This window comes from Ezakiella massiliensis (genome assembly GCF_059862345.1).
In genome coordinates, this window is sequence record NZ_JCBCEO010000002.1 from 78,089 (window position 1) to 99,876 (window position 21,788).

A 21,788-nucleotide genomic window follows, 5' to 3' on the forward strand; every position below is an offset into this window, starting at 1 on the left:
TTTAAATTCAAGGAGATTAATAAATGAAATATTCAAAAGAAAAAATTGCAAGGACGACTTTTGCCCTTGCCCTAGCAGCCATGATCGGTGTGCAAACTATGCCCATAAATGTTCTGGCCAATGACTGCAGACCGGAGGACTTAGGCAAGGCCGCTTGCCAGCAAATTGCAAATGAAAACCCTGGTGTCCAGGTTCAAGAAAAGACTGTCGCAAATTCTATGAAAGACAAGCTTGAAGGCAAGGACATCAAAATTTGGAAGGGTGATTCCGTCAACTGGAAGGATGGGGTTGGCCTAAAAGATGAGCACAAGAATGACAATGGGGCCAAGGAAAATCTTGAAGGAGCTGAGATGACAGACGAAAAACCGGGTCGTGACCTATCTCAAGCGGGCACAAGAGAAGGAAATGTAAATGTTAAATTCAAAGACAATTCTGAACTTTCTGTTAAGAATAAAGTTTATGTAAGCGATCATATTACTGGTCTTGGCAATACAAATGCACCTGATAATGCAGTTAAAATTACTTTTTATTTGCGCAAGGGGACCAAGGCTGGCAGTGATAATGTATATGAGGGTCAAGAAAATCCTGTGGAATTTTCAGCCTACAAGGCCATGCCAGGTGTGGATGTTTCTAAATACACCAATCCAATAATCGGCGGAACTATTTTTGATTTAATAGCCGCAAAGGGAAGTGATGAGAGCAAGAAGGGGTCTGTTAAGTGGGTCAATGAAAAAGGTGAGACCGACTACAAGGTTTCAGCTGAAAACAAAAATTTCTATGCGGAATTTATAGAAGCTCCTGAAGAGCCAAAGGAAAAACCTGAGGAAAATCCACCTGTAAAACCTGAGGAAAATCCTCAAGAAAAACCTGAAAATAAGGCACCAGAAAAGAGACCTAGCGAGGATGAAAGGCCAAATTATATGAGACCAGATTATTCAAGCCGTGATTACTCTAAGGTCGAAGAAAAACCTAAGGCTAAGACAGAGGAAAAGAAGGAAGAGAAAAAAGAAGAAAAGCTTCCTGAAAAAGATGAGGTCAAGACTGTTGAGCACTATTTGTATTTAAACAAAGCCGAATATGAGGTAAATGTTAACGGTAAACTTGAAAAGAGAATTATGGACGTTGAGCCCTTTGCACTGAACGGTAGAACCATGGTCCCTGTCAGATTTATCGCAGAAGTTTTGGGGGCAGAGGTCAACTGGGACCAAGAGACTAAGACCGCTTCTTTTAGCAAAAATGGCATTACCGCTAAGCTGACATTGGGTAGCAAGATTGTTCAATTATCAGACGGACGCACAATTGAACTCGACGCTGAGCCAATGGTAAAAAATGATAGGATTGTGTTGCCACTTACAAATATTGCAAAAATATTTGCCATCTCAAGCGGAGACATCAATGACGAAAAGGCTGATGACATCGAGTGGGATGCAGAAAATATGAGGGTAATTATTAGAACAAAATAATAAAATATGATTTAAAACGAGGCGGATTAAAAATTCCACCTCGTTTTTTAAAATGCATATGCATATCTGCTGATCCTTAAAAAAACATAGCACTATATATGACAATTCTATTGATTTATTTCGATAATTGAATTATAATATTAAATAGGAGACTATAGTTTTATTTTTGAACTATTAAACCATATATATTTTTTAAGAAGGGGGGTTATGAAAAATGGAGAAATCCATACAAGAAGAATTAAAGAATGTACCGAGCGATAAGGACGTCAATTGCCCGGTTGCAAACACTATGAAGATTTTGTCTAACAAATGGAAGGCCAGAATTATCTGCGTTCTTTCAAATCTGGGGACCTTGAGATTTTCTGAACTCAGAGATGGGATGAGCGATGTTACCGAGTCAACACTGGTTAATAATTTAAAAGAACTCGTTAATATGGGTATAGTAACAAAAACAGTCTATGATGAAATGCCGCCCAGAACCGAATACGATCTCACCGAAAGAGGCAGGGAACTCGTCCCAATCTTGAGGCAAATGAGAGCCTGGAGCCATGGGGTGAGGTTGGAGAATGAGGCGGAGTTGCCCAGATGCAAGGGGTGTGACTTCCTATGTAAATAAATTCAGGGTCTAAATCGCGACATTCTCGTGAAAAAATTTTTTAGTCCTCGATGTACGCTCAAGTACAACTGCGTCCTAAAAAATTTATTTCACTTCGAATCTCATCGATTTATCCTCCTAAATTTGGGTGCTTAAAGGTTGAAGAGTTGATATTATTTACCTCATTCGCAAAAATTCTGCTACTCACGCCTTTCTCATCAAATTTTCCAGCGAAATTTAAGTGCAAAAGAATGTTTAAGAGAAGATAAAAACTAAAAAATAACGCGAAGCGTTGGTAGCGGCCGGTTTATTCCGGCCATATTTTTTAGTTTCATTATGTAAAATAAAGAGGTTTAATTTTCTGTAAATTTATAAGAACGTTGTAGCGGCGATCCTTTATGGTCGCCATTCAAAAGCGGGGATTCGATGTCCCCGCTTTTGTTTTGTTTATGTGGTCGTTTTTATTTGCTTGTGTCTTGTGGCGTTTCCATTTATAATAAAGGTAGAGAAATTCTTGAGGAGGTTGGTATGATTAGGCGTGCGAAGATGGGTGACTTGGACAGATTGGTGGAGATTTTTGAAGGGGCCAAGGCTTATATGAGGGCTCATGGAAATTTGAAGCAATGGGCGGACGGCTATCCGGCGAGAAGTGATTTGGCGGCGGATATTGAAAATGGGAACTTGTATGTAATGGAAGATGAAGAAATTTATGGGGCCTTTGCCATGATATACGGGGACGATCCGACTTACGAGCACATAGAGGGGGCCTGGAATTATGACGGCCCTTATGTGACCATCCATAGGATTGCTCAGGCTGGTGGACGGAGGGGTGTCTTTAAAGAGACGGCGGACTTTGCCCTGACCAAATCGCCCTGCGTGAGGGTGGATACCCATGAGGATAATGGCCCCATGAGGGCGGCGATAGAGAAGGCGGGATTTAGTTATTGTGGAATTATCTTTTTAAAAAACGGCGAGTCACGTTTCGCCTATCAAAAAATTTCGCGTTAAATTTGCGAATTTTTGCAGTGTTCGACTTTTTGCTCATTCCGACGTACACTCTAGTACGCCTCATTCGTCAAAAAGTCTCAAGCTACAAAAATTCATCAATTTTTCCTCATAAAATCTATGTGCTTAAAGGTTGAGGAGAAGATAAAAAGTAAAAAAATAACGCGAAGCGTTGGTAGCGGCCGCGGTTGCAGCTCTGCCCAAGAGGTCAATTTCCTGTAGAGGCGATCCTTTATGGTCGCCAAGAAATTGACCGATTGGTATGCAGTGACTCACGCAACTTGTTGCCCAAGAAAACAAAATTTCTGTAGAGTCCGATTTATTTCGGACAAAAAATTTTGTTTGATTGGATGCAACAATCTGAGGAAAATCCCGGCCATTAAAATGCTGATCGCCCCTAGTGGGCGTGAGGCATTTTTTCTTATTTATCATTATACATATAATTTGCGAGGGAATTTCGATGAGATTCGAAGTGAAATAAAATTTTTAGGACGCAGGTGTACTAGACCGTACATCGAGGACTAAAATTTTTTTCACGAGAATATCGCGAAATTAACCGCAAAGTAAAATAAAAAGACCCAGGTGCGTTTCCCACACCTGGGTCTTTAAATTATTATAAAACAAAAGGATAAGTATATTATACACCAGCTTTCCCAATATGGGTAACAAAGTAGTTACCATTGGGCCTTTTTTAATTACAAATGGATTACATTTTTTTAAATAGAAGGTCGCAGGCGGTTTTGAGGTCGGCCTCGCTGATGGAAGCGTAGCCGATGATGTACCTGGGGTCGGCCGTCTGCCTTTGATAGTAGTCCTTGATGGGGTAGATTTTTATTTTGTATTTGCTTGCATTTGCCAAGATTTCCTCTTCCCGGTCTTTGAAATCACAGATGACGTGTAATCCGGCGTCTTGGCCTGTGTAGGCGATCTTGTTTTTGTCCAGGGCCTTTAACAAGATATTTAATTTTCTTTTTGAAGCTGTCCGCATTTTGTTTAATTGTTTTTCAAAATGCCCCTGGTCAATAAAATTTGCGATGAGTTTTTGGGTGAAGTAGCTGACATTTGTCTCGTAGTTTTTCAAGACTAGCGATTTTGGCAGGACCATGTAGGAGGTCTTGATTGACGGGGCGATGGACTTGGAAAAGTTTCCGATATAGATAACCCGGTCGTTTACGTCGAAGGACTTGAGGGCGGGAATTTTGATCCCCGTGTAGCGAAACTCGCTGTCGTAGTCGTCCTCCAATATATAGCGATCTTTTTTGGACGAGGCCCAGGAAATCAGATCCAGGCGTTTTTTAATTGGATAGACCAGACCGGTTGGGAATTGGTGGGATGGTGTGACTGAAATTATATTTGTATTTTGCGGAATTTTTTCAAGGTCAATCCCGTCGTCCAAAACGTCAAAGACTTGATAGTTTTTCTTAAATTCCTTGAGGGTGTTTACAATGCCGGGAAAGCCGGGGTCTTCAAGGGCAAATTTAAATTTGGGATAGGCATTTGTGAGTTCATAGATTAGGGCCCGGGTGGAATTTGCAATGTAGATTTGATTGGCCGAGACCTTGAAGCCGCGTTCGTAGTATAAGTATTTTGCAATTGCCGCCCTGAGTTCGTAGAGACCGGAGCTCAAGTGGCGGACATAGAGGTCGTCGTCAAGGTCGGATGCAATGTCGCGAATTGTCTTTGCCAGTGCAGAGTCTATGGCCATGGATGGGTCAATGCCGTTAAAATCCAAATCGTAATCGTATTTTTTTTCATAAGTTTCTTCGACTTCAAAAGATTTCTCGTCGGGAATTTGAACCAGGCTGGCAATGTCCGAGGCGTAATAGCCAGACCGCTCTTTAGAATAAATATAGCCCTCGTCCAAGAGGAGATTGTAGGCGGCCTCAATCGTCGACTGGGAAATGTTTAAGTCATTTTGAAGGTCGCGTTTGGATGGGAGCTTGGCATTGTTTTCGATTTGTCCATTTAAAATTGCGTTTTTAAAATAATTATAAAGTTGCTCGTACAAAAATCCCTGGCTTTTGTCTATGTATATGGCAGTCATAAATCCTCCTTTGATATCCTTATTGTATAATATTTTTACATTAAAAACAAGGTCAGTTTAATGAACTGATCTTATTTTTAATTTGAAAAGTGGTCCTTTTAATATGGTCAGTTGTATGTTAAACTCATGTAAAAGGGAGGAAAACAATGAAAAACAACAAGACTAAAAAAATTACAATCGTAGGTCTCTTGACCGCTTTGGTATTTGTATCTAATTACATTTCAATTCCAATTCCAACAGGCTTTGGAGTTACTCGCGTTCACATTGCAAACGGCATTTGCATTCTAGCAGCCATGCTGGTGGGCCCACTTTGGGGAGGGCTGGCAGCAGGTCTGGGCTCAATGTTTTATGACTTTACAAACCCAGCTTATGTTGCAGGTTCACCCATCACTTTTATTTTTAAATTTACCATGGCAGCTGTGGCTGGACTCATCGTTCATTCAAAGGGGGACAATGCCAAGAACAGCACCAAAAATATTATCGGCACAGTCGTAGGTGCGCTCACTTATGTCTGCCTATACCTAATTAAAAGCTATATAACACAAAGATACGTAGCAGGCATTCCACACGAAGCAGTTATGGTTACAGTTAAAACCAAGGCTGCGGCTTCACTGGCAAATGCAGCCATAGGCGTAATTATCGCCTTGGTATTAAACAAAATATTAAAACCAATGGTCGATACGAGGCTTAATTAATGAAGTGCACATCCTTTAATTCCTTTACCTATGTAGGCAATTGTTCTTTAAAGGTTAACGTGGCCCTCTTTATGGCTCACGGCTTTGATATTGTATCGGTCCCAACCAAAACTTTCTCCGCTCATCTGGGCTACACTGACCCGGTCATGAGTGAAGGTAGGGATTTTAATGTCTTGATGGAATCGGTCCAAAAGATTTTCCCTGCAGTAGATCTGGTCCAAATCGGATACTTGGATGAAGAGACGCCTTTTGCTGGTATCAAAAATTATCTAAAGAAAGTCGATCACAAATATGTCCTGGTCGATCCGATTCACGCTGACGACGGGCGGATGTACTCGCCCCTTAGTCCACGGCAAATTGAAATGTACAGGGAATTAATAAAAAATACTGACGCCATTACGCCAAATCTGACCGAAGCCATTAATGTCTCTGGATATCCGGTGGCATTCGAGGAAATTACGGATGCTGACGTGGTAAAGATTGCGGAAATTCTCCACAAGGACTTTGGGGTTAAAAATGTAATTATCAAGAGCTATGTGGAAGACGGCGAAATTAAAACTTATTTTAAAAACAAAGACCAAGAGGGCTTTGTGTCCTCGCCACTCGTCGATGCAAAATTCGTTGGATCAGGCGACGCCTACGCATCCATGGTGGGCATCCTCCTTGCAAATGGCGACCTCAATATGGCCAACTTGCAAGCCTTACAGACCATAATGTATGAGGCCATCAAGGCCCAGGCGGATGAACCCGCAAGCGAAGAGGGCTTCCACGATATAAAGACAGACAAGATCCATTTCTAAAAATCGAATTAATTTTTTGGCTTAAAGATAAGCCATCATAAATTTTTGATCATTTTTTCGGATTTGCATATATTCTCCAGTTTAATAACTGGCAAGGAGCCACGAATTTTCCCCGTGGCTTTTTGCTTGAGTTTAAGTAAAAGTCTTGGAAAAACAGAGCTTTTACTGTATAATAAATATAAGAAACCTACATATAAAAAGGAGGGCAAAATGATCAAACTCTACAAATACATCTTGAAACACCCCATAATAATAATTCTTTTTTATTTAATCGTCGGGATTTCTCTATATTGTTATCGCAAGTGGTTTAGAAAAAAATACAAGAAAAGATTAGGAAAAAGATTTTATTATGATACCGACCTCTTTGATGATAAGGTTGTTTGCCTAAACGAAGAGGCTTACAATTACCTAAAGAAAGTTCAGAGAGAAGGGGCTCCGCTAACAAAAATAGAACAAAAATTTGTGGACGAAATAGAAAAATTCGATGACATCTTTGCCCTACAAAAAAGAGCAGAGAATTATGTTATGAGAGAAATGTTAAAAATATTTGAAAGAGACCAATGGGAATATATTGATGCCTTGGAAATAGAAAGGATATATAAGGAACCAGGTCAGCCAGAAATAATAGTTAATCCATATTATCTGATGCAAAACAAGGTCCAACTAGACCCGCAAATCCAAGAAGCCTTAGAAAAAATAGAGAAAATTGAAATGGATATTGAAAGGCGAAGGGAAGAGGATGCAGAAATGTGGGATAGGATTGCATATACCTACTACACTGGAAGAGACAGCTATTGGTAAAACTAGACGCATATATTTTTATATGCGTTTTTTGTTTACAAAAATTTTCCCAAGAAAAAAGCTGGAGGCCTGTGCCTACAGCTTTTTGAATTTGCTAAATTTTAATAAAGTTTGAGATAATTATTCAATTAGGCCTACAATTCTTTACCTTCGTCTTCAGCGAGAGCAAGAGCCAATAGGAGGTCTTTTAAGAACTTATCATCATGGGATTTTTCCTCAGCCCTATCATCATAATGCTCATCATCTTCATAGTTATCATCCTCCCATTTATGCCAGGTAAATGAAGGGTCATAAACTTTTTCTGGGCCAGAATAATTAGACTTATTTTTACTTGGACCTTTAACACTTATCAAGTCAAGAAATTCATTATCTTTTTTTCTTACTATCTGATTTCGCCTTTGAAATTCCTTATGATAATCTAGCTTGAATTTTTTTTCAATTTCTCGGAGTGGTTGATTTAGCATTTCTTTTTTCAGAATCTTGTTGTATTCACTGGCGTCATAAATAAGTTTGCCATCAGGCGTATAGAGCCTCTTGCGAGCTTCTTCTTCTTTTTTCTCCTTGCGCCTTGCTTTTTGAATTGCTTTTCTTTGGGCTTTTCTCTCAGCTTCTTTATCAGCCTTGACCCTTTGCCTGCAATAATATTTTTTTCTCTTCTTTTTTTCTTCTTCTTTGCTTGCCAAGAAAACCACTTCCTTTCATGATTTTATTATAGCATAGAAAATCAAAAAATAAAGAACTGCCTTAATAAAAAAAGCTGGAGGCCTGTGCCTCCACCTTTATTTTAGAGCTTAATATTTTTAGTCTATGCTAGTGATGACCCATTTTTTGCCTTCCTTCATGAATTCAACATCGACTGTATCGGTGTCGATTCCATTGAAGTCAGATCCGAATAATTCGATGATCAGTGGATTATCCATAGCTTTTTTCTTGACTTTTGCAGTCATTCTAAAAGTTCCCTTGGCGGTCTTGGTGTTTTTGTTGTAGATAAAGTTGATTGGTTCCATCTCTACATCCATTAGGTCATGCATGGTCTTGTCAGTATATGAGCTATAGTAGTTTTGAATGTCTTGGAAATTACCAATGAAATAATCGGCTTCGTCTCGGGCTGTTATGGAAAAATGTTTTCTGGCGTCTTCAAAGTCAAAGTCCATGGCTTCTTCAAAGACGTCTTCAACGATGTCAGCTGCCTTTTTGTCTGTCAGCTTGCCGCCACCAAAGAGTGGCCCAAAGACAAAGAATATCAAGAGTAGAGCTAGGACTACGCATCCTGCTATCATAGCAATTTTTTGAATGTTAAGATTATTGCCATTATAGGTATTTGCTAATTTATTCTCTACTTTTCTGGCTCCTTGATTTACAGGGCCTCCCACCTTTTGTCCGCAGTTGGTACAAAAGCTAGCGCCCTCTGCCAATTGGCTGCCGCAATTTGGGCAGTGCCTTGGTCCGCCTTGTGGTCCTTGCGCTTCGACGTTTGCTCCGCAAGATGTGCAGAATTTTGCATTGTCGGCTAAGTCTGCACCGCAATTATTACATTTCATAATCTACCTCCTCGTATCTATTGTAGTTTATATATTGATTATATCAGCTAATACAATTTATAGCAAGAAAAAAACTCGCTTTATATGGCTGGAGAGTCATACTTTGTTTGCCTATTTACAAATGATGGTACATATCGTTAATTAGCCATTTGCCTTCTTCTTTTATTATTTCAACACTTATTTCTTGTATATCTTCCCCGTCTACCCCGTTAAAAGTATTTGGCAGTCCATAACGAATGGCTGGATGGTCTATATATTTTTTCTTGGGTTTGGCAACTAGCCTAAATCTACCTACTCCTATTTTGTTGTCGGGGTCAAAGCTATACTCAAGTGGTATTATTTCAAAATCTACCATTTGAAGGAGGGTTTTATCGGTGTAGGGTGAAGTGTTCTCTTTTGTTAGCACAAAAATTCCAGCATTAAAGGCGACATCATTTACGTCATCTTTGGTAAGATATTTTTTTGCACCTGCAAGGTCATAATCAAAAAGTCGCTCATAGTAATTTTCAATTACCTTTGCTGCCTCTTTAGCCGATAAGTTATTATTGTCTGAAGAAATTAAGGATATCAAAGAGAGTACAACAAGTACGGCGATGACCACTCCGATAGTTGATAGTCTGCGATTTTTTAATCCTCCAAGATCGATTGAATTTATCTTGTCCTTTATGATATTGAAATAATTTTTTGCTTGGCCGCTTGGATTTTTGGGGCTGCCTCCAACCCTTTGTCCGCAACTTGTACAAAAACTTGTCCCTGCAGGCAGAGCTTTTCCGCACTTTGTGCAGAAGCTAGGTCTATTTTGTGGTGGAGTCGCCTGAACGCTTGCTCCGCAAGATGTGCAGAATTTTGCATTGTCGGCTAAGTCTGCACCGCAATTATTACATTTCATAATCTACCTCCTCGTATCTATTGTAGTTTATATATTGATTATATCAATTAATAAAATTTATAGCAAGAAAAAACTCCAGCTCAAGGCCGGAGTTTTATTATTCTTCTTTTTAATTTATTTTCCAAATTTTCCACTTGCGACCAACTTTTACAAATTCGATATTAAGTATGTTTTCTAGACCGTTTATCATGTAGAAACGATCACGGATGGTCGTGTTACTCAAGCCTTTTTCATTTAATTTAAAGCTAATATTAAAAGTCCCTTGAGCTTTGCCACCGTACTTGTTGTTTTTAAGGGTCTTTGGTGTTACCTTTATGGACATAAAATCTGCCAGGGTCTTGTCTCCAATTATTGATTTAAGTTCCCTTTGGACTCCATCATATCCGTCTATAAATTCTTTGTATCCAAAACTACCTAAGCTGGTAAAGTTTTGGCCGACCTTGTCAAAATCAAAACTTAAAATGCCGTTAAATGTGTCTTCAACAATTTTTGCAGCCTGATTTTCAGACAAGCTTGTGCTAAAGAGTAATTCAGGAACTGGCTTTATTTTCCACTTACGTCCAACTTTTACAAATTCGACTTTAAGTACGTCTTCTGCATCACTTGCATTGGACCCATTTAATAGTTTTTGTATGGTTGAATTTTGAATGCCTTTTTTATTTGGAGAATATACCAGACTAAAAGTCCCTTGGGCAGTGTCATCACTCTTGTCGCAAGTAAAATCCATAGGTATGATTTTTACGTCTATAAATTTTCCCAAGCTATTATAGCCTAGTTGACTATTAAATTCGCTTTGCATGTTGGTGTATTGATCAACAAAGTCTTCGTAGTCATCATTATTAACATTGGCAAAATTCTTGCTGGCCTTATCTAAATTAAAATCCATTAGGCTCTCTACTGTATTTTTGACTAATTTTGCAGCCTTCTTTTCTGATAAGCCTGTGTTAAAGAGTGGAAGAATAACGAATACGATAAGGAGGATGGCCAGAAGTGTTCCGCCAACTGCTAGGCCAAGTTTTTTAAGGCCTGTTTTGTTTTTTCTGGGTCTTATATAATTATTTGCTGGGGCTCCTTGCCATACAGGATCTTCTAGTCTTTGCCCGCAATAGGTACAAAAGCAAGCGTCTGCTGGCAACTGCCTACCGCAATATGGGCAGTACTTAGGTCTGACTTGTAGTCTTTGTGATTCGACGTTTGCCCCGCATGATGTGCAGAATTTTGCATTGTCTTGTAATTCTGCACCGCAGTTGTTACATCTCATAATCTACCTCCTATAAGTATATTTTATTTTGGCTTTATTATAACACATTAAAGGAAAAAGGGCAATGTTTTATTTGGCGAATGGGTAATATAATATATAGAAGATTTTAGAAAGGGGGACAAGATGACGAGCTTCAAAAATTTTTTCGCCGGCGATGACGATTATGGATTTTTAAAAGCAGACCAGATGCCCGCAGGCGAATACCGTGATGTTTACGCAAGCCTGGCTCTGAGAGAGGGCTTTGTGACGACTGGGCAGACGGGCGATTACTTAAACAACCACTGTGGGGCAACGGCTGCCACAAATTTTGTCCGCCACTATATAAAGGAAGATTGGCGGAAAATTTTTGTAAATGTCTATGCCCTAATTGGCAACGGCCCAGCTTTTTTTATCTCCCACAAGATCAAAAGGTATTTTAAATCTCATGGACTTAAATTAAAATCCAAAATTCATTTTAAGACTGATAAAATAAAAAAGGCCAGCATCAGAAACCGCTTGTCCATCTTGCTCCTAGCAAACGGCCTTTTCGACTGGCACTATGTCCTCTGCCTGGGCTACCGGGCCTACGCAAACGGGGACGACTATTTGATAATCGCAGATGGGTGGACAAGGACGGTAAGCTATTACAAGGTCAACAGCGGCTCACTTATGTTTTCCGCCACGACCTATGATCTCATTATTTCTTGAAGGGAAGGATAAGATTTATGAATAAAAATATCTTAAGGGACAAAATTCGCGGTGCCCTCTACGCCCATGCAATTGGCGACGCCATGGGGGCGACCACAGAATTTATGTCGGCTGAAGAAATTAAAATAAAATACGGTAGGGTCGATGACCTAATTGGTGGCGGCTGGCTGGACTTAAATGTCGGCGAGACGACTGATGACACGGCTATGACAATCGGGGTTATCGATGCTTTGATGAAGGGCTTTAAAAATGAAAACGAATTTAAAAAATCCTGCGCAGATAATTTTTTGGCCTGGTTTGAGACCGGCCCTAAGGACGTGGGTAACCAATGCCGACTTGCCCTTGTTAAATACAAAATGACTGGCGAATACATTGACGAAGATAAAGACGCACTTGGCAACGGTAGCCTCATGCGGGCCCTTCCTTGCTCCCTCTTGCCAGTGGATGCCTGCTCACTATCGATCGACCGCCCACCAGTAGACGGGCCCATTTACTTGAATCTCCTCCAAGGAGAGATCACCCACAAGAATAAAACTTGCGCCGACATCTTATCCGAATACACAAAAATCATCAGGGACTTTATCTTGGGCGAAAATTATAAATTAAAATCCCAAGAACTTTTAAAACCCTCTGGCTACATTATAAACACCTACAATAACGCAAAATACTTTGCCAATCTCCAAGTGGCTGATGCCATAATCGGCGCGGTAAACCACGGGGGAGACGCCGACACTATTGCCGCCATCACCGGGTCCATGGCAGGAGCCAGAGACGGCTATCATTCTATTCCAAAAGAGTGGATTGACAAGCTCGATAATAATATAAAAATGAAATACGATGCCTTTACAGAATTTTTGCTAGAAAAATATGAATAAGAGGAGGAAAATTATGGACAAACAAATGGAAAATAAATTTAAAATCTACGCCTCAATGTTTTTTGATTGGCTGACTTTTACCCTGACTTTTTACATGACGGCCAGCTTTATATTATCATTCGCTCACAGCTATTTATTTATTATTTTTTACACCCTAAACATCGTCCTTATATCACATTTTACCAAGGTCTCTCACAAGTCCTATGGGAAAAGGCGAGCCAATATTTTAATGCTAATAACTGTCCTGACATTAGCGGTTTTAATTTATTTCTTGGGATATTTTAATGTTTCAAAGACTTTGGTAAAATTATAAAAAAACTTTGTCAGCCAGCCTTTTCTCGTTGACTATTGGTTTTTTCTTTGCTATAATTAAAGCAGAAAGCCAGTAGGCTTGGACTTTGTCTATAGAGAGATTTCGGATGGTGGAAGAAATCGGCAGGGCCTTGCTGAACCTACTTTTGTTTTCGCAAGCAAGCGCGGGTGGTTCCGTTAAGGACCGACAAAGAACCAATTTGAGTGGTAACGCGGAAACATCGCCTCATGTATATGGGGCTTTTTTTATAGAAAATTTTAGCAAAGGAGAATTTTATGAGATTATCAAGATATTACATGCCGACCTTAAAAGAAGTTCCGGCAGATGCAGAAATTGCTAGCCATCAGCTAATGCTAAGGGCCGGCATGATTAGACGGACTTGCACGGGGATTTATTCCTACCTGCCCCTTGGCCTCCGTGTACTTATGAATGTGGAAAACATCGTTAGAAAAAATATGGACGAATTTGGCGGCCAAGAAATCCGCATGAGCGTTATCCAACCAAAGGAAATTTGGGAGGCATCAAACAGGTGGGCAAAATACGGGCCAGAATTATTTAAACTAACCGACCGCAATGACCGCGAATTTTGCTTGGGTCCAACAGCCGAAGAATATTTTTCATTCCTGGTCAAGGACGAATTAAATTCTTACAAGCAATTACCAATGAATTTATACCAATTCCAAGTTAAATACAGGGACGAAAAACGACCACGCTTTGGACTTAACCGCAGCCGTGAATTTTTAATGAAGGACGCTTACTCCTTCGACTGCGACAAGGAAGGCATGATCAAGTCCTACCACAATATGGAAGATTGCTACGACGCAATCTTCACCGAGATTGGCCTTGACTATGTAAAGGTTGACTCCGACTCAGGGCAAATGGGCGGCAATCTGTCGATCGAATTCCAAGCTTTGAGCGAAACTGGCGAAGGCGAACTCCTCTACACCGAGGATCTTTCATACGCAGCCAACATCGAAAAGTGCCCGGTCTCCTATGAAATTAAGGACGATTCCCAAATGCTAGAAATGGAAGAAGTCCACACACCAGGTACAAAAACGATTACAGAGGTGGCCAACTTCTTGGGCATTGACGAAAGCAAAACTGCCAAGATGGTTTTCCTATCGAATGCAGGCAAGCCTGTCTTTGTAATGATCCCTGGCGACAGAGAATTAAATTTAACCAAGCTGGTAAACTTTATCGGCGCCAACGAGTACGATATTGACATGCTCCCAGCCGAAGAAATAGAAAAGCACGGTTGCGTTGCTGGTTTTGGCGGCCCAATCGGTGCGGATATAAAATTCATTTGCGACAAGAGAATTATGCAGATGAAAAACTTTGTGGTCGGCGCCAACAAGACCGACTACCACTACAAGAACGTAAACTACGGCCGAGACTTCGAGGGCATTGACGGGGGCGATCTTTTGACAGCAGTTGAGGGCGATATTAGTCCAAATGGCAAGCCAATGAAAATCCGCCGCGGTGTTGAAGTCGGACAAATCTTTGGCCTGGGCACCAAGTACGCCGAAGCCGAAGGGGCTTATTACTTGGACGAAAATGGCAAGAAAAATCCAATTTGGATGGGCTCATACGGGGTTGGCGTTTCCAGAACGATTACCGCCATCATCGAGCAAAACCACGACGAATTTGGAATCATCTGGCCAATGTCCGTTACCCCTTTCCACGCCATCGTTACCATTGTAAACACCGGCGACGAAGAACAAGTTGCCCTGGGCGAAAAAATTTACGCAGAACTTAAAAAATTCTGCGACGTAATGCTTGACGATAGAAAGGACAGGGCCGGAGTAAAATTCGCCGACCGCGATTTGATCGGCATCCCACTTAGGATTACAGTTGGCAAACGCGCCAGCGAAAACATCGTGGAATTTTCTTACAGAAAGACACCAAAGGACAGACAAGAAATCTCAGCTGAAGAAGCTATTGAAATTATCAGAAAGGAAGTAAAATAATGGTTAGACTACGCTTTGCACCATCGCCAACAGGCTGGCTACACATCGGAGGACTTAGGACAGCGCTCTTTAACTACCTCTATGCCAAAAAGATGGGCGGAGAATTTATTTTAAGAATAGAAGACACAGACAGGACAAGATATGTAGAAGGGGCAGTTGAAAATCTTTTGGACGCCCTCAAATGGTCGGGAATTGAAAACGACGAAGGCCCAAAATTTGTTGACGGCGAATTGAAAGAAGTCGGCGACTACGGTCCTTACACCCAATCAAACAGACTGGAAATCTACAGAAAATACGTGGATGAATTAATCGAAAAGGACAAGGCCTACTACTGCTTCTGCGACAAAGACCGTCTTGACGAAGTGCGCAAAGCGCGTGAAATCAAAGGCCTCATGCCAAAGTACGACGGCTTTTGCCGGGCAATTCCACTTGACGAAGCCAAAAAACGCGTGGCAGCTGGCGAACCTTATGTTGTAAGGATGAAACTGCCAAAGAACGTTGACATTTCTTTTGACGACCTAGTTCGCGGCAAAATTACCATTAACACCGACGACATGGACGACCAAGTCCTCTTAAAATCCGACGGCTTTCCAACCTACCACATGGCAGTTGTCGTTGACGACCACCTCATGGGCGTGACCCACATTGTCCGTGGCGAAGAATGGTTGCCGTCAACACCAAAACACATCTTCTTGTACGAGGCTCTGGGCTGGGAAAAACCAACCTACGTCCACCTGCCAACCGTTTTAAATAAGGACCGCAAGAAACTTTCCAAGCGCCAAGGGGACGTTGCCGTTGAAGACTTCAGGGCCAAGGGTTATTTGCCAGAAGCACTTGTAAATTACCTGGCACTGATCGGCTGGAGCCCAGAAGGCGAAGAGGAAATCCTATCCATGGATCAAATGATCAAGGAATTTGATTTCTCCCGCGTTTCCAAAACCGGCGGCATCTTTGACCTTGAAAAATTAAATTGGACCAACGCCCACTATATTAGAAATACAGATAGCGAAAAATTATTAGATCTCGCTAAGCCATACATGGTCAAGGCCCTCGGCATTAGCGAAGAGGAAATCGATAACGATCGTGACCACTATGTAATTATGATGGACGCCTTCAAAGAAAATGCAGAAACCCTTGAAGTCCTTGCAGAAAAATGCAAGCTCCTCATGCCTGGCGACTTTGAAGTGGAAGAAGAGGCCAAGGAATGGCTGGCAAACGAAAATGTTCCAGCAATTAAAGCCGCCATCAAAGAACTCTTGGACGGCCAAGAATTGACTTTAGAATATGCAAAAGGCTTTATGAAACAAGTCAAAGAAAAAACTGGGGCCAAGGGCAAGGACTTATTTATGCCAACCCGTGCCCTTTTGACAGGCGTTGTCCACGGACCAGAATTCGACAAGTGCCTATACCTCTTGGGCAAAGAAGAAATTTTAAGAAGGATTGACCTATAAATGAAAAAGGCTCTTATTTTTGCTATCACGATTTTGATGGCTCTTAGCCTAGTTGCCTGCAACAAGGTAGGCAAGCTCTATCCCATTATGGATATGGACAAAGACGGCATTTCTTATAAATTTTATAATGCTAACATGGACCTGGCCTTTGACCAGGCCTATGATGATGTGATTTCCTATTTTGAAGGCGACTACGCAGTTGTCTACAAGGGAAATCAAATTCAAATTATAAATAAAACCGGCCAATCGCTCGTGAGCGAAGACTTCGATAGCGTGGCCGATATTAACGGTGATCGGGCCATCTTAAACAAGGCCGGCAAAAATATTTTGTATGATCTCAAGGCCCAAAAAGCCCTGGCAACTTATGATTATATCAAGGCCGAGGCCAGCGGAATCTTTGCCTACATGGACGGGGGCAAGTGGGGCTACAGAAATATAAATGAAGTCATCGTCGAGCCAACTTATGACGAAGCCTATTCCTTTGGCGTAAATTTTGCAGTCGCCATCAAGGACGGGACTCCTCTTAAAATCGACAAAAAAGGTGAGGAGAGTCCACTTGATTACGAGGAAGTCCTAAAGGCTGGCGATTCAGATTATCTAATCGGCCTTAAGGACGGATCTGTCGATCTATTAAATGCTGACGGCGAGGCGATATTTACAAATATCAAGGGCGACATAGTCGATATAAATTACGATATGCTGGTCATCAACCAAAGGGTGGGCGGCTCTATCAAGTCCGCCATCTACTCGGTCAAGGGCAAAGAACTTGTGCAGGCTGATTTTGATGACGTGAGACTCTTATCCAAAAATTATTTTTCAGCTCGTGGCAAGGACGGCTTTGGGCTTTTCAAAACCGACGGAACTCGGCTGACTGATTATAAATATTCTTATTTAAATGCGGATAATTTCGATTCAAACGGCGGCATCATTTGCGCCATTCGTGACGACCAGGCCTACTTCCTGGACAAAAATGGAGTGGAAATTGACGCGCCAACAGCTGAGGGGACTATCGATGTAAAAAAAGACGAAAACTTCTACATCATCTCGACCATGAATGAAGTCCTTTACTTTGACAAGGACAAAAATTTGGTCAAGACCTCCCTCATCCCAAAACCCCTGGAACATCTTTCCTATATTATGGAGGACCAAAAACCCTATATTTTTTCCAAGAAATTGCCAGCTGGCACTAATCAAGCTTTAAATTCTGCAATCGATGAGATTACAAGAGACGATCGCAAAATTGAATTGAATATTCATGGGGACATCCTCTATGTGACAGTGAAAACTGCCAAGGGCGACCCGACTTTTATGTTTGATATCAGCCTGCCAGCTAAGGTTGAACTATCGGATTTGTTTACCGAGTCCGACATGCGGGACAGGCTCATTGCCATGTCCGCTTTCAAAGACGAAGCCGACATAAAAATCGTGGGCTTTGTTCTCGAGAATGACCTGGATGTTTATTTTAAAAAGGGCGATGAATTTTTGAAAGAAAAATTCGCCTACGAAGACATCGACGACTACCTGGACAAGGACCAAGCCACTTTTTTTAAATCGGTCCTCGCTCCCAGCATAAATGTGGGTGACTGATATGGAAAAACAGATAGGCAAGGTCAGCCGCCTTGAATTTAACAAGCGGACGACCATTATTTCTGAAGGCAAATCCTATAAGGAAAAAACCGGCCTGCCTGGAGAAATCGTTGACCTAACCATTGGCAAACGGGGCCGGGCAAGAGTCGAGGGACTTGTCTCCTCGCCCTACAAAAAAATCCTGGACTGCCAGGTCCAAGACCGGTGCGGCGGCTGTCGCTTTAGGGATATCACCTACGAGAACGAAAAAAATATAAAAATTATGGAACTAGAACGCTTGGCAGATCAAATATCTGCCGAGTTTTTAGGTCTGCACACGCCTGCGACCATTCACCGCTACAGAAATAAAATGGAATACACCTTTGGCGACGAAGTTAAAGACGGGCCTATGAAGCTGGGCCTCCACGAAAGGGGCAAGTACCACAACATTGTGGAGGCGGCCGATTGCAAGCTGGTACCCAAGGACATGGACGCCATTAAGCTTACCGTGAAAAATTTTGCGGTTCAATCTGGCCAGCCCTTTTATCACAGGTACGGTGGTCAAGGCTTTTATAGGCACTTGGTTATCAGGCACAGCGTCGCGGACGACAAGTATCTTTTAAATCTGGTCACGACTTCGCAGGCAAGTTTGGATGTGGACGGACTGATTGAAGAATTAAAAACAGCAAAGCTCATCGACAAGATTGCTGGCATCTACCATACGACCAACGACAGCCCTTCGGATGCAATCGTGGCCGACAAGGTCGATTTGATTTACGGCCAAGGGCAAATTTACGAAGAGATTTTAGGCCTTAGATTTCCTATCGGACCCTTTTCATTTTTTCAAACCAACAGTCGTGCAGCCGAAGAATTATATGCTTATGTCAAGACTCAAGTCCACGGGGCCAATGTCATCTGGGATCTCTTTGCAGGGTCCGCAGTAATCGGGGCCATCGTCTCCGACATGGCAGACCAAGTTTACTCTGTGGAAATAAATCCAGCCAATGTGGAGGATGCAATGGCCATGCTGGAGATAAATAAAATCACCAATGTCCAGCCAATCCTCGCCGATTGCAAGGACTTTGTTAAGACCGAAGACAAGGCAGACTTTATAATCGTCGACCCACCCCGGGCCGGCCTCGGCAAAAAAATCGCCGAGACTTTGAATGAATCGGGCGTGGAAAGAATAGTCTACGTTTCATGTAACCCAGTAACAGCGCTGGAAGATATAAAGGAAATGACGAATTACAAAGCAGTGAGCATGAAAGCGTTTGATAATTTTAGAGGGACATTAAACATTGAATGTGTTTTTACATTAGAAAAAACAATTTAATCAACGGATATTTTGCATTAAAACCCCGAAACCTCATACGGGATTTTCCTCAGACTATTTCAATCAATCAAACATCGTCTTTGGCTCGTTTTCTTGAGAAATAGGTTGCGTGAGTCGCTGCATACCAATCGAGCGTCGTTATCACTCGCTCTCTTGGGCAGGGCTGCAACCCGTAATCGGCCCCGGAATGGTCGGGATAAACCACGACCGCTACAACCGCAGAGCGATATTAGAATGAATACCATTTATATAAATAATTTGCACACCCGAATATATCCTATGAAAAAATATGCATTCTGCACATAAAAAATAAAAATATAAAAATTGATTAGAACGTTGTAGAGGTCACCTTTATGGTGACCATTCAAAAACGGGGGTTCGATGCCCCCGTTTTTGTTATATATGATTATTTTTATTTATATTTTTTAATTTTTGTTTCTCTATTTCCGCTTCTCTATCCCATTTCTTTAACAAAATCTTAAACGATGCCGCACGTGGATTATTTTCGACATAATTATAACAATCTTCCATCTCTTTATCATTTCTTATTATATGATCATAAAAATCCCTTTGCCAAAACCTATCTACATACTGAGGGGCAAATTTATTTTGAACCAAAATTTTATAATCAACATAAATTAAATTTTTAAATCTACTTACAATATCACTTAAATTATATTTTCCATCACTTGCGTTTGAAACAATAAAATGTACGTGGTCGGGCATGGTGCATTCAACATTAAATTTTACGCCTAAAAACTCATTCTCAATTTTGCTATATGTATTTTTGAATAAATTTTCTAATTCCTTGGAATAATAAATAAATTCATCATCTTGAATCTTGCCGAATAATTTTTGTCGATTATCTGTACATATTGTTATAAAATACGGCCCATATCCATTGTAATTATAATTTTTTAATCGTCTATCTTTTCTAACAAACATTGCCCACCTCCGTGTGGTTTAATATTATCATAATGAATTTCAATATTCAACATAATTGCAATATATGCGCCGAAACCTCATCCCATAAATGGGAATCGGTCCCGGAATGGTCGGGATAAACCACGACCGCTACCCGCAGAGCGATACACATATAAAAAGCCATTTTATAAATGGGAATGACGCTCAGAATGACGCTCAGAATGACGCTCGGAATGTCGCTCAGAATGTCGCTCAGGATAAAGTATTGCTTGCAGAGTTTATAAAAGAAAAAGTTAGAAACAACAATAAAATTACAAGAAAGGCTATTGCAGAAGAAGCTGGTGTTAGTGTAAAGACTATTGAAAGAGCTATAAAAGATATTTTTAATCTAAGATATGTAGGTACTGGAAGGAATGGTCATTGGGAGCTTGATGAGTAATAAATAAGTTGAGCACCTAAAAATCAAAAACGATTAGAGTAAAATCTAATCGTTTTTTATTGTTCTTCTTTTTTTACATTCCCCCTCTTTTGTGTTATAATATGTTCTTGAGATTAAAATAATATATATAAAGGAGAACAATATGAGAAGAAAATTATTGATCATTCTCGCGGCTTTTGCCCTTGCTTTTTCAAGCTTTGCTTGCACCAAGAAGGACGATGCAAAAGACCCGAGCCAACAAACAGAAGATACACAAAAGACAGATGAAAATAAGGAAGAAAACAAGGACGATAACAAAACAGAGGGTCAAAATCCTGAAATGCAAAACTTTGTAAACGTCGATGACAATGACAAAAAAGAAGTTATGGACACCTTGAATTTCATGGCAAACGAAGAGTTCACAACTGTTCATGAAAAAATGCACGAAAAATCAAAGGAATACCAAACCGAAGATGTTTATGAGCTAACTCAAAATATTTTCAAGGACACAGGTAAGCTTGGCGAATTCGAAGCGCTTATCAAGCAAGACCACGACGACGAAGAATTTGGCAAGGTTAAATTCTATTCAGGCCAAGTCAAGGGTGAGAACCAATCTCTAGCTTTCGACCTAATTGTAACCGAAGACGGCCAACTCATCGACTGGAGATTTTTCCCAATGCAAGACCAAGAAAAGAACAAGGAAAAATACGCGCATCTCATCAAAGAAGTTGAAGACCTTGCAAACTTAGTAGAAAACAAAGACTACGCAGCCATCAAGCCAAAGCTAAAGCTCATGGAAATGGACGAAGAAGCCCACAAGGGTTTTGAAGCCCAACTCGCTGCCGTCGCCGACAAGGTTTCTAATAGAAAAGAAATGAACATCCTAAACATCACCGACAGGACAGCCGTTTCATCCCTCAAAGATTTGGGCATCACAGGCAAGATTATAAATGTTTCCGCCGTTGCCCTTTACGAAGAAGGACCAGCTGTTGAATACAATCTCGTTTACGCTGAAGACGGAACCCTCCTTTCAATCGGCATCCAACCTAAGGAAACAAACCCACAACCGGGCCTTCCACAAATGCCAGAAGGAAATAAAACTGAAGACGAAAAGGCAGATGAAAAAACAGACGAAAAGGCAGACGGAGATGAAAAATAAG

At 41.0% G+C, this 21,788-nt stretch carries 20 protein-coding genes and 1 pseudogene; 15 read left to right on the plus strand and 6 right to left on the minus strand.

Going from position 1 to position 21,788, the window contains the following annotated elements; translation table 11 throughout:
• The first annotated feature begins 23 nt into the window (after positions 1–23).
• From AC6FXG_RS03270 to AC6FXG_RS03280, 3 genes are all read left to right on the plus strand, one after another.
• Positions 24–1,463, plus strand: a complete 1,440-nt coding sequence (locus tag AC6FXG_RS03270) for a copper amine oxidase N-terminal domain-containing protein (protein WP_500571555.1) — start codon at positions 24–26, stop codon at positions 1,461–1,463.
• A 214-nt stretch (positions 1,464–1,677) separates the two neighbouring features.
• Positions 1,678–2,079: a winged helix-turn-helix transcriptional regulator gene (locus AC6FXG_RS03275; protein WP_075574858.1), complete on the plus strand. Its 402-nt coding sequence runs from the start codon at positions 1,678–1,680 to the stop codon at positions 2,077–2,079.
• Positions 2,080–2,586: 507 nt separating this feature from the next.
• Positions 2,587–3,066 carry an N-acetyltransferase gene (locus AC6FXG_RS03280; RefSeq protein ID WP_500571556.1) on the plus strand — a complete coding sequence of 160 codons (480 nt, stop codon included), beginning with the start codon at positions 2,587–2,589 and terminating at the stop codon, positions 3,064–3,066.
• A 703-nt stretch (positions 3,067–3,769) separates the two neighbouring features.
• Here AC6FXG_RS03280 and pdxR read toward each other — a convergent pair.
• Entirely contained in the window at positions 3,770–5,107 is a 1,338-nt protein-coding gene (pdxR, locus tag AC6FXG_RS03285) for a MocR-like pyridoxine biosynthesis transcription factor PdxR (RefSeq protein ID WP_500571557.1), read from the minus strand.
• A gap of 146 nt (positions 5,108–5,253) precedes the next feature.
• Here pdxR and AC6FXG_RS03290 point away from each other — a divergent pair, with 146 nt between their 5' ends.
• From AC6FXG_RS03290 to AC6FXG_RS03300, 3 genes are all read left to right on the plus strand, one after another.
• Positions 5,254–5,802, plus strand: a complete 549-nt coding sequence (locus tag AC6FXG_RS03290; protein ID WP_500571558.1) for an ECF transporter S component — start codon at positions 5,254–5,256, stop codon at positions 5,800–5,802.
• A complete protein-coding gene (locus AC6FXG_RS03295; RefSeq protein WP_500571559.1) occupies positions 5,802–6,602 on the plus strand; it encodes a bifunctional hydroxymethylpyrimidine kinase/phosphomethylpyrimidine kinase in 801 nt (266 codons plus the stop codon). Before AC6FXG_RS03290 ends, AC6FXG_RS03295 begins: the two co-directional genes overlap by 1 nt.
• 210 nt (positions 6,603–6,812) lie before the next feature.
• Complete coding sequence (locus AC6FXG_RS03300; protein ID WP_500571560.1) at positions 6,813–7,403, plus strand: hypothetical protein; 591 nt, start codon at positions 6,813–6,815, stop codon at positions 7,401–7,403.
• A gap of 134 nt (positions 7,404–7,537) precedes the next feature.
• On the opposite strand, the gene AC6FXG_RS03305 is transcribed toward AC6FXG_RS03300, so the two are convergent.
• The 4 genes from AC6FXG_RS03305 to AC6FXG_RS03320 all read right to left on the minus strand — a co-directional run bounded on the left by AC6FXG_RS03305 (position 7,538) and on the right by AC6FXG_RS03320 (position 11,094).
• Entirely contained in the window at positions 7,538–8,086 is a 549-nt protein-coding gene (locus tag AC6FXG_RS03305) for a hypothetical protein (RefSeq protein WP_500571561.1), read from the minus strand.
• Between the two features lie 117 nt (positions 8,087–8,203).
• Positions 8,204–8,944, minus strand: a complete 741-nt coding sequence (locus AC6FXG_RS03310) for a zinc ribbon domain-containing protein (protein WP_500571562.1) — start codon at positions 8,942–8,944, stop codon at positions 8,204–8,206.
• 115 nt (positions 8,945–9,059) lie between these two features.
• Positions 9,060–9,833, minus strand: a complete 774-nt coding sequence (locus AC6FXG_RS03315) for a zinc ribbon domain-containing protein (protein WP_500571563.1) — start codon at positions 9,831–9,833, stop codon at positions 9,060–9,062.
• 109 nt (positions 9,834–9,942) lie between these two features.
• Positions 9,943–11,094, minus strand: a complete 1,152-nt coding sequence (locus AC6FXG_RS03320; RefSeq protein ID WP_500571564.1) for a zinc ribbon domain-containing protein — start codon at positions 11,092–11,094, stop codon at positions 9,943–9,945.
• A gap of 123 nt (positions 11,095–11,217) precedes the next feature.
• On the opposite strand from AC6FXG_RS03320, the gene AC6FXG_RS03325 reads away from it, so the two are divergent.
• The 7 genes from AC6FXG_RS03325 to AC6FXG_RS03355 all read left to right on the plus strand — a co-directional run bounded on the left by AC6FXG_RS03325 (position 11,218) and on the right by AC6FXG_RS03355 (position 19,286).
• Entirely contained in the window at positions 11,218–11,781 is a 564-nt protein-coding gene (locus tag AC6FXG_RS03325; protein ID WP_500571565.1) for a hypothetical protein, read from the plus strand.
• A gap of 17 nt (positions 11,782–11,798) precedes the next feature.
• Positions 11,799–12,656 (plus strand): ADP-ribosylglycohydrolase family protein, encoded by an 858-nt coding sequence (locus AC6FXG_RS03330; protein ID WP_500571566.1) that lies wholly within the window; start codon positions 11,799–11,801, stop codon positions 12,654–12,656.
• A 13-nt stretch (positions 12,657–12,669) separates the two neighbouring features.
• Entirely contained in the window at positions 12,670–12,969 is a 300-nt protein-coding gene (locus AC6FXG_RS03335; protein WP_500571567.1) for a hypothetical protein, read from the plus strand.
• 275 nt (positions 12,970–13,244) lie between these two features.
• Positions 13,245–14,936: a proline--tRNA ligase gene (locus AC6FXG_RS03340; protein ID WP_500571568.1), complete on the plus strand. Its 1,692-nt coding sequence runs from the start codon at positions 13,245–13,247 to the stop codon at positions 14,934–14,936.
• Positions 14,936–16,387 carry a glutamate--tRNA ligase gene (gltX, locus tag AC6FXG_RS03345; RefSeq protein ID WP_500571569.1) on the plus strand — a complete coding sequence of 484 codons (1,452 nt, stop codon included), beginning with the start codon at positions 14,936–14,938 and terminating at the stop codon, positions 16,385–16,387. The genes AC6FXG_RS03340 and gltX overlap by 1 nt, the downstream gene beginning before the upstream one ends.
• Positions 16,388–17,974 carry a WG repeat-containing protein gene (locus AC6FXG_RS03350; protein WP_500571570.1) on the plus strand — a complete coding sequence of 529 codons (1,587 nt, stop codon included), beginning with the start codon at positions 16,388–16,390 and terminating at the stop codon, positions 17,972–17,974.
• A gap of 1 nt (position 17,975) precedes the next feature.
• Positions 17,976–19,286, plus strand: coding sequence for a class I SAM-dependent RNA methyltransferase (locus AC6FXG_RS03355; RefSeq protein WP_500571571.1), 1,311 nt, complete (start codon positions 17,976–17,978; stop codon positions 19,284–19,286).
• Positions 19,287–19,682: 396 nt separating this feature from the next.
• Here AC6FXG_RS03355 and AC6FXG_RS03360 read toward each other — a convergent pair whose 3' ends face one another.
• On the minus strand, positions 19,683–20,231 hold the full coding sequence (locus AC6FXG_RS03360) for a transposase (protein WP_500571572.1): 549 nt from the start codon (positions 20,229–20,231) through the stop codon (positions 19,683–19,685).
• 193 nt (positions 20,232–20,424) lie between these two features.
• Between AC6FXG_RS03360 and AC6FXG_RS03365 the strand changes: the two are divergent.
• Positions 20,425–20,649, plus strand: a pseudogene (locus AC6FXG_RS03365) (ATP-dependent DNA helicase RecG); the annotation flags it as partial.
• Between the two features lie 142 nt (positions 20,650–20,791).
• Positions 20,792–21,787, plus strand: a complete 996-nt coding sequence (locus AC6FXG_RS03370) for a hypothetical protein (RefSeq protein ID WP_500571573.1) — start codon at positions 20,792–20,794, stop codon at positions 21,785–21,787.
• Position 21,788 lies beyond the last annotated feature (1 nt).

Excerpts from the sequence above, each read along its gene's own strand:
- AC6FXG_RS03270 (WP_500571555.1), top strand. The coding sequence starts at position 24 with ATGAAATATTCAAAAGAAAAAATTGCAAGGACGACTTTTGCCCTTGCC.
- AC6FXG_RS03275 (WP_075574858.1), top strand. The coding sequence starts at position 1,678 with ATGGAGAAATCCATACAAGAAGAATTAAAGAATGTACCGAGCGATAAG.
- AC6FXG_RS03280 (WP_500571556.1), top strand. The coding sequence starts at position 2,587 with ATGATTAGGCGTGCGAAGATGGGTGACTTGGACAGATTGGTGGAGATT.
- pdxR (WP_500571557.1), bottom strand. The coding sequence starts at position 5,107 with ATGACTGCCATATACATAGACAAAAGCCAGGGATTTTTGTACGAGCAA.
- AC6FXG_RS03290 (WP_500571558.1), top strand. The coding sequence starts at position 5,254 with ATGAAAAACAACAAGACTAAAAAAATTACAATCGTAGGTCTCTTGACC.
- AC6FXG_RS03295 (WP_500571559.1), top strand. The coding sequence starts at position 5,802 with ATGAAGTGCACATCCTTTAATTCCTTTACCTATGTAGGCAATTGTTCT.
- AC6FXG_RS03300 (WP_500571560.1), top strand. The coding sequence starts at position 6,813 with ATGATCAAACTCTACAAATACATCTTGAAACACCCCATAATAATAATT.
- AC6FXG_RS03310 (WP_500571562.1), bottom strand. The coding sequence starts at position 8,944 with ATGAAATGTAATAATTGCGGTGCAGACTTAGCCGACAATGCAAAATTC.
- AC6FXG_RS03315 (WP_500571563.1), bottom strand. The coding sequence starts at position 9,833 with ATGAAATGTAATAATTGCGGTGCAGACTTAGCCGACAATGCAAAATTC.
- AC6FXG_RS03320 (WP_500571564.1), bottom strand. The coding sequence starts at position 11,094 with ATGAGATGTAACAACTGCGGTGCAGAATTACAAGACAATGCAAAATTC.
- AC6FXG_RS03325 (WP_500571565.1), top strand. The coding sequence starts at position 11,218 with ATGACGAGCTTCAAAAATTTTTTCGCCGGCGATGACGATTATGGATTT.
- AC6FXG_RS03330 (WP_500571566.1), top strand. The coding sequence starts at position 11,799 with ATGAATAAAAATATCTTAAGGGACAAAATTCGCGGTGCCCTCTACGCC.
- AC6FXG_RS03335 (WP_500571567.1), top strand. The coding sequence starts at position 12,670 with ATGGACAAACAAATGGAAAATAAATTTAAAATCTACGCCTCAATGTTT.
- AC6FXG_RS03340 (WP_500571568.1), top strand. The coding sequence starts at position 13,245 with ATGAGATTATCAAGATATTACATGCCGACCTTAAAAGAAGTTCCGGCA.
- gltX (WP_500571569.1), top strand. The coding sequence starts at position 14,936 with ATGGTTAGACTACGCTTTGCACCATCGCCAACAGGCTGGCTACACATC.
- AC6FXG_RS03350 (WP_500571570.1), top strand. The coding sequence starts at position 16,388 with ATGAAAAAGGCTCTTATTTTTGCTATCACGATTTTGATGGCTCTTAGC.
- AC6FXG_RS03355 (WP_500571571.1), top strand. The coding sequence starts at position 17,976 with ATGGAAAAACAGATAGGCAAGGTCAGCCGCCTTGAATTTAACAAGCGG.
- AC6FXG_RS03360 (WP_500571572.1), bottom strand. The coding sequence starts at position 20,231 with ATGTTTGTTAGAAAAGATAGACGATTAAAAAATTATAATTACAATGGA.
- AC6FXG_RS03370 (WP_500571573.1), top strand. The coding sequence starts at position 20,792 with ATGAGAAGAAAATTATTGATCATTCTCGCGGCTTTTGCCCTTGCTTTT.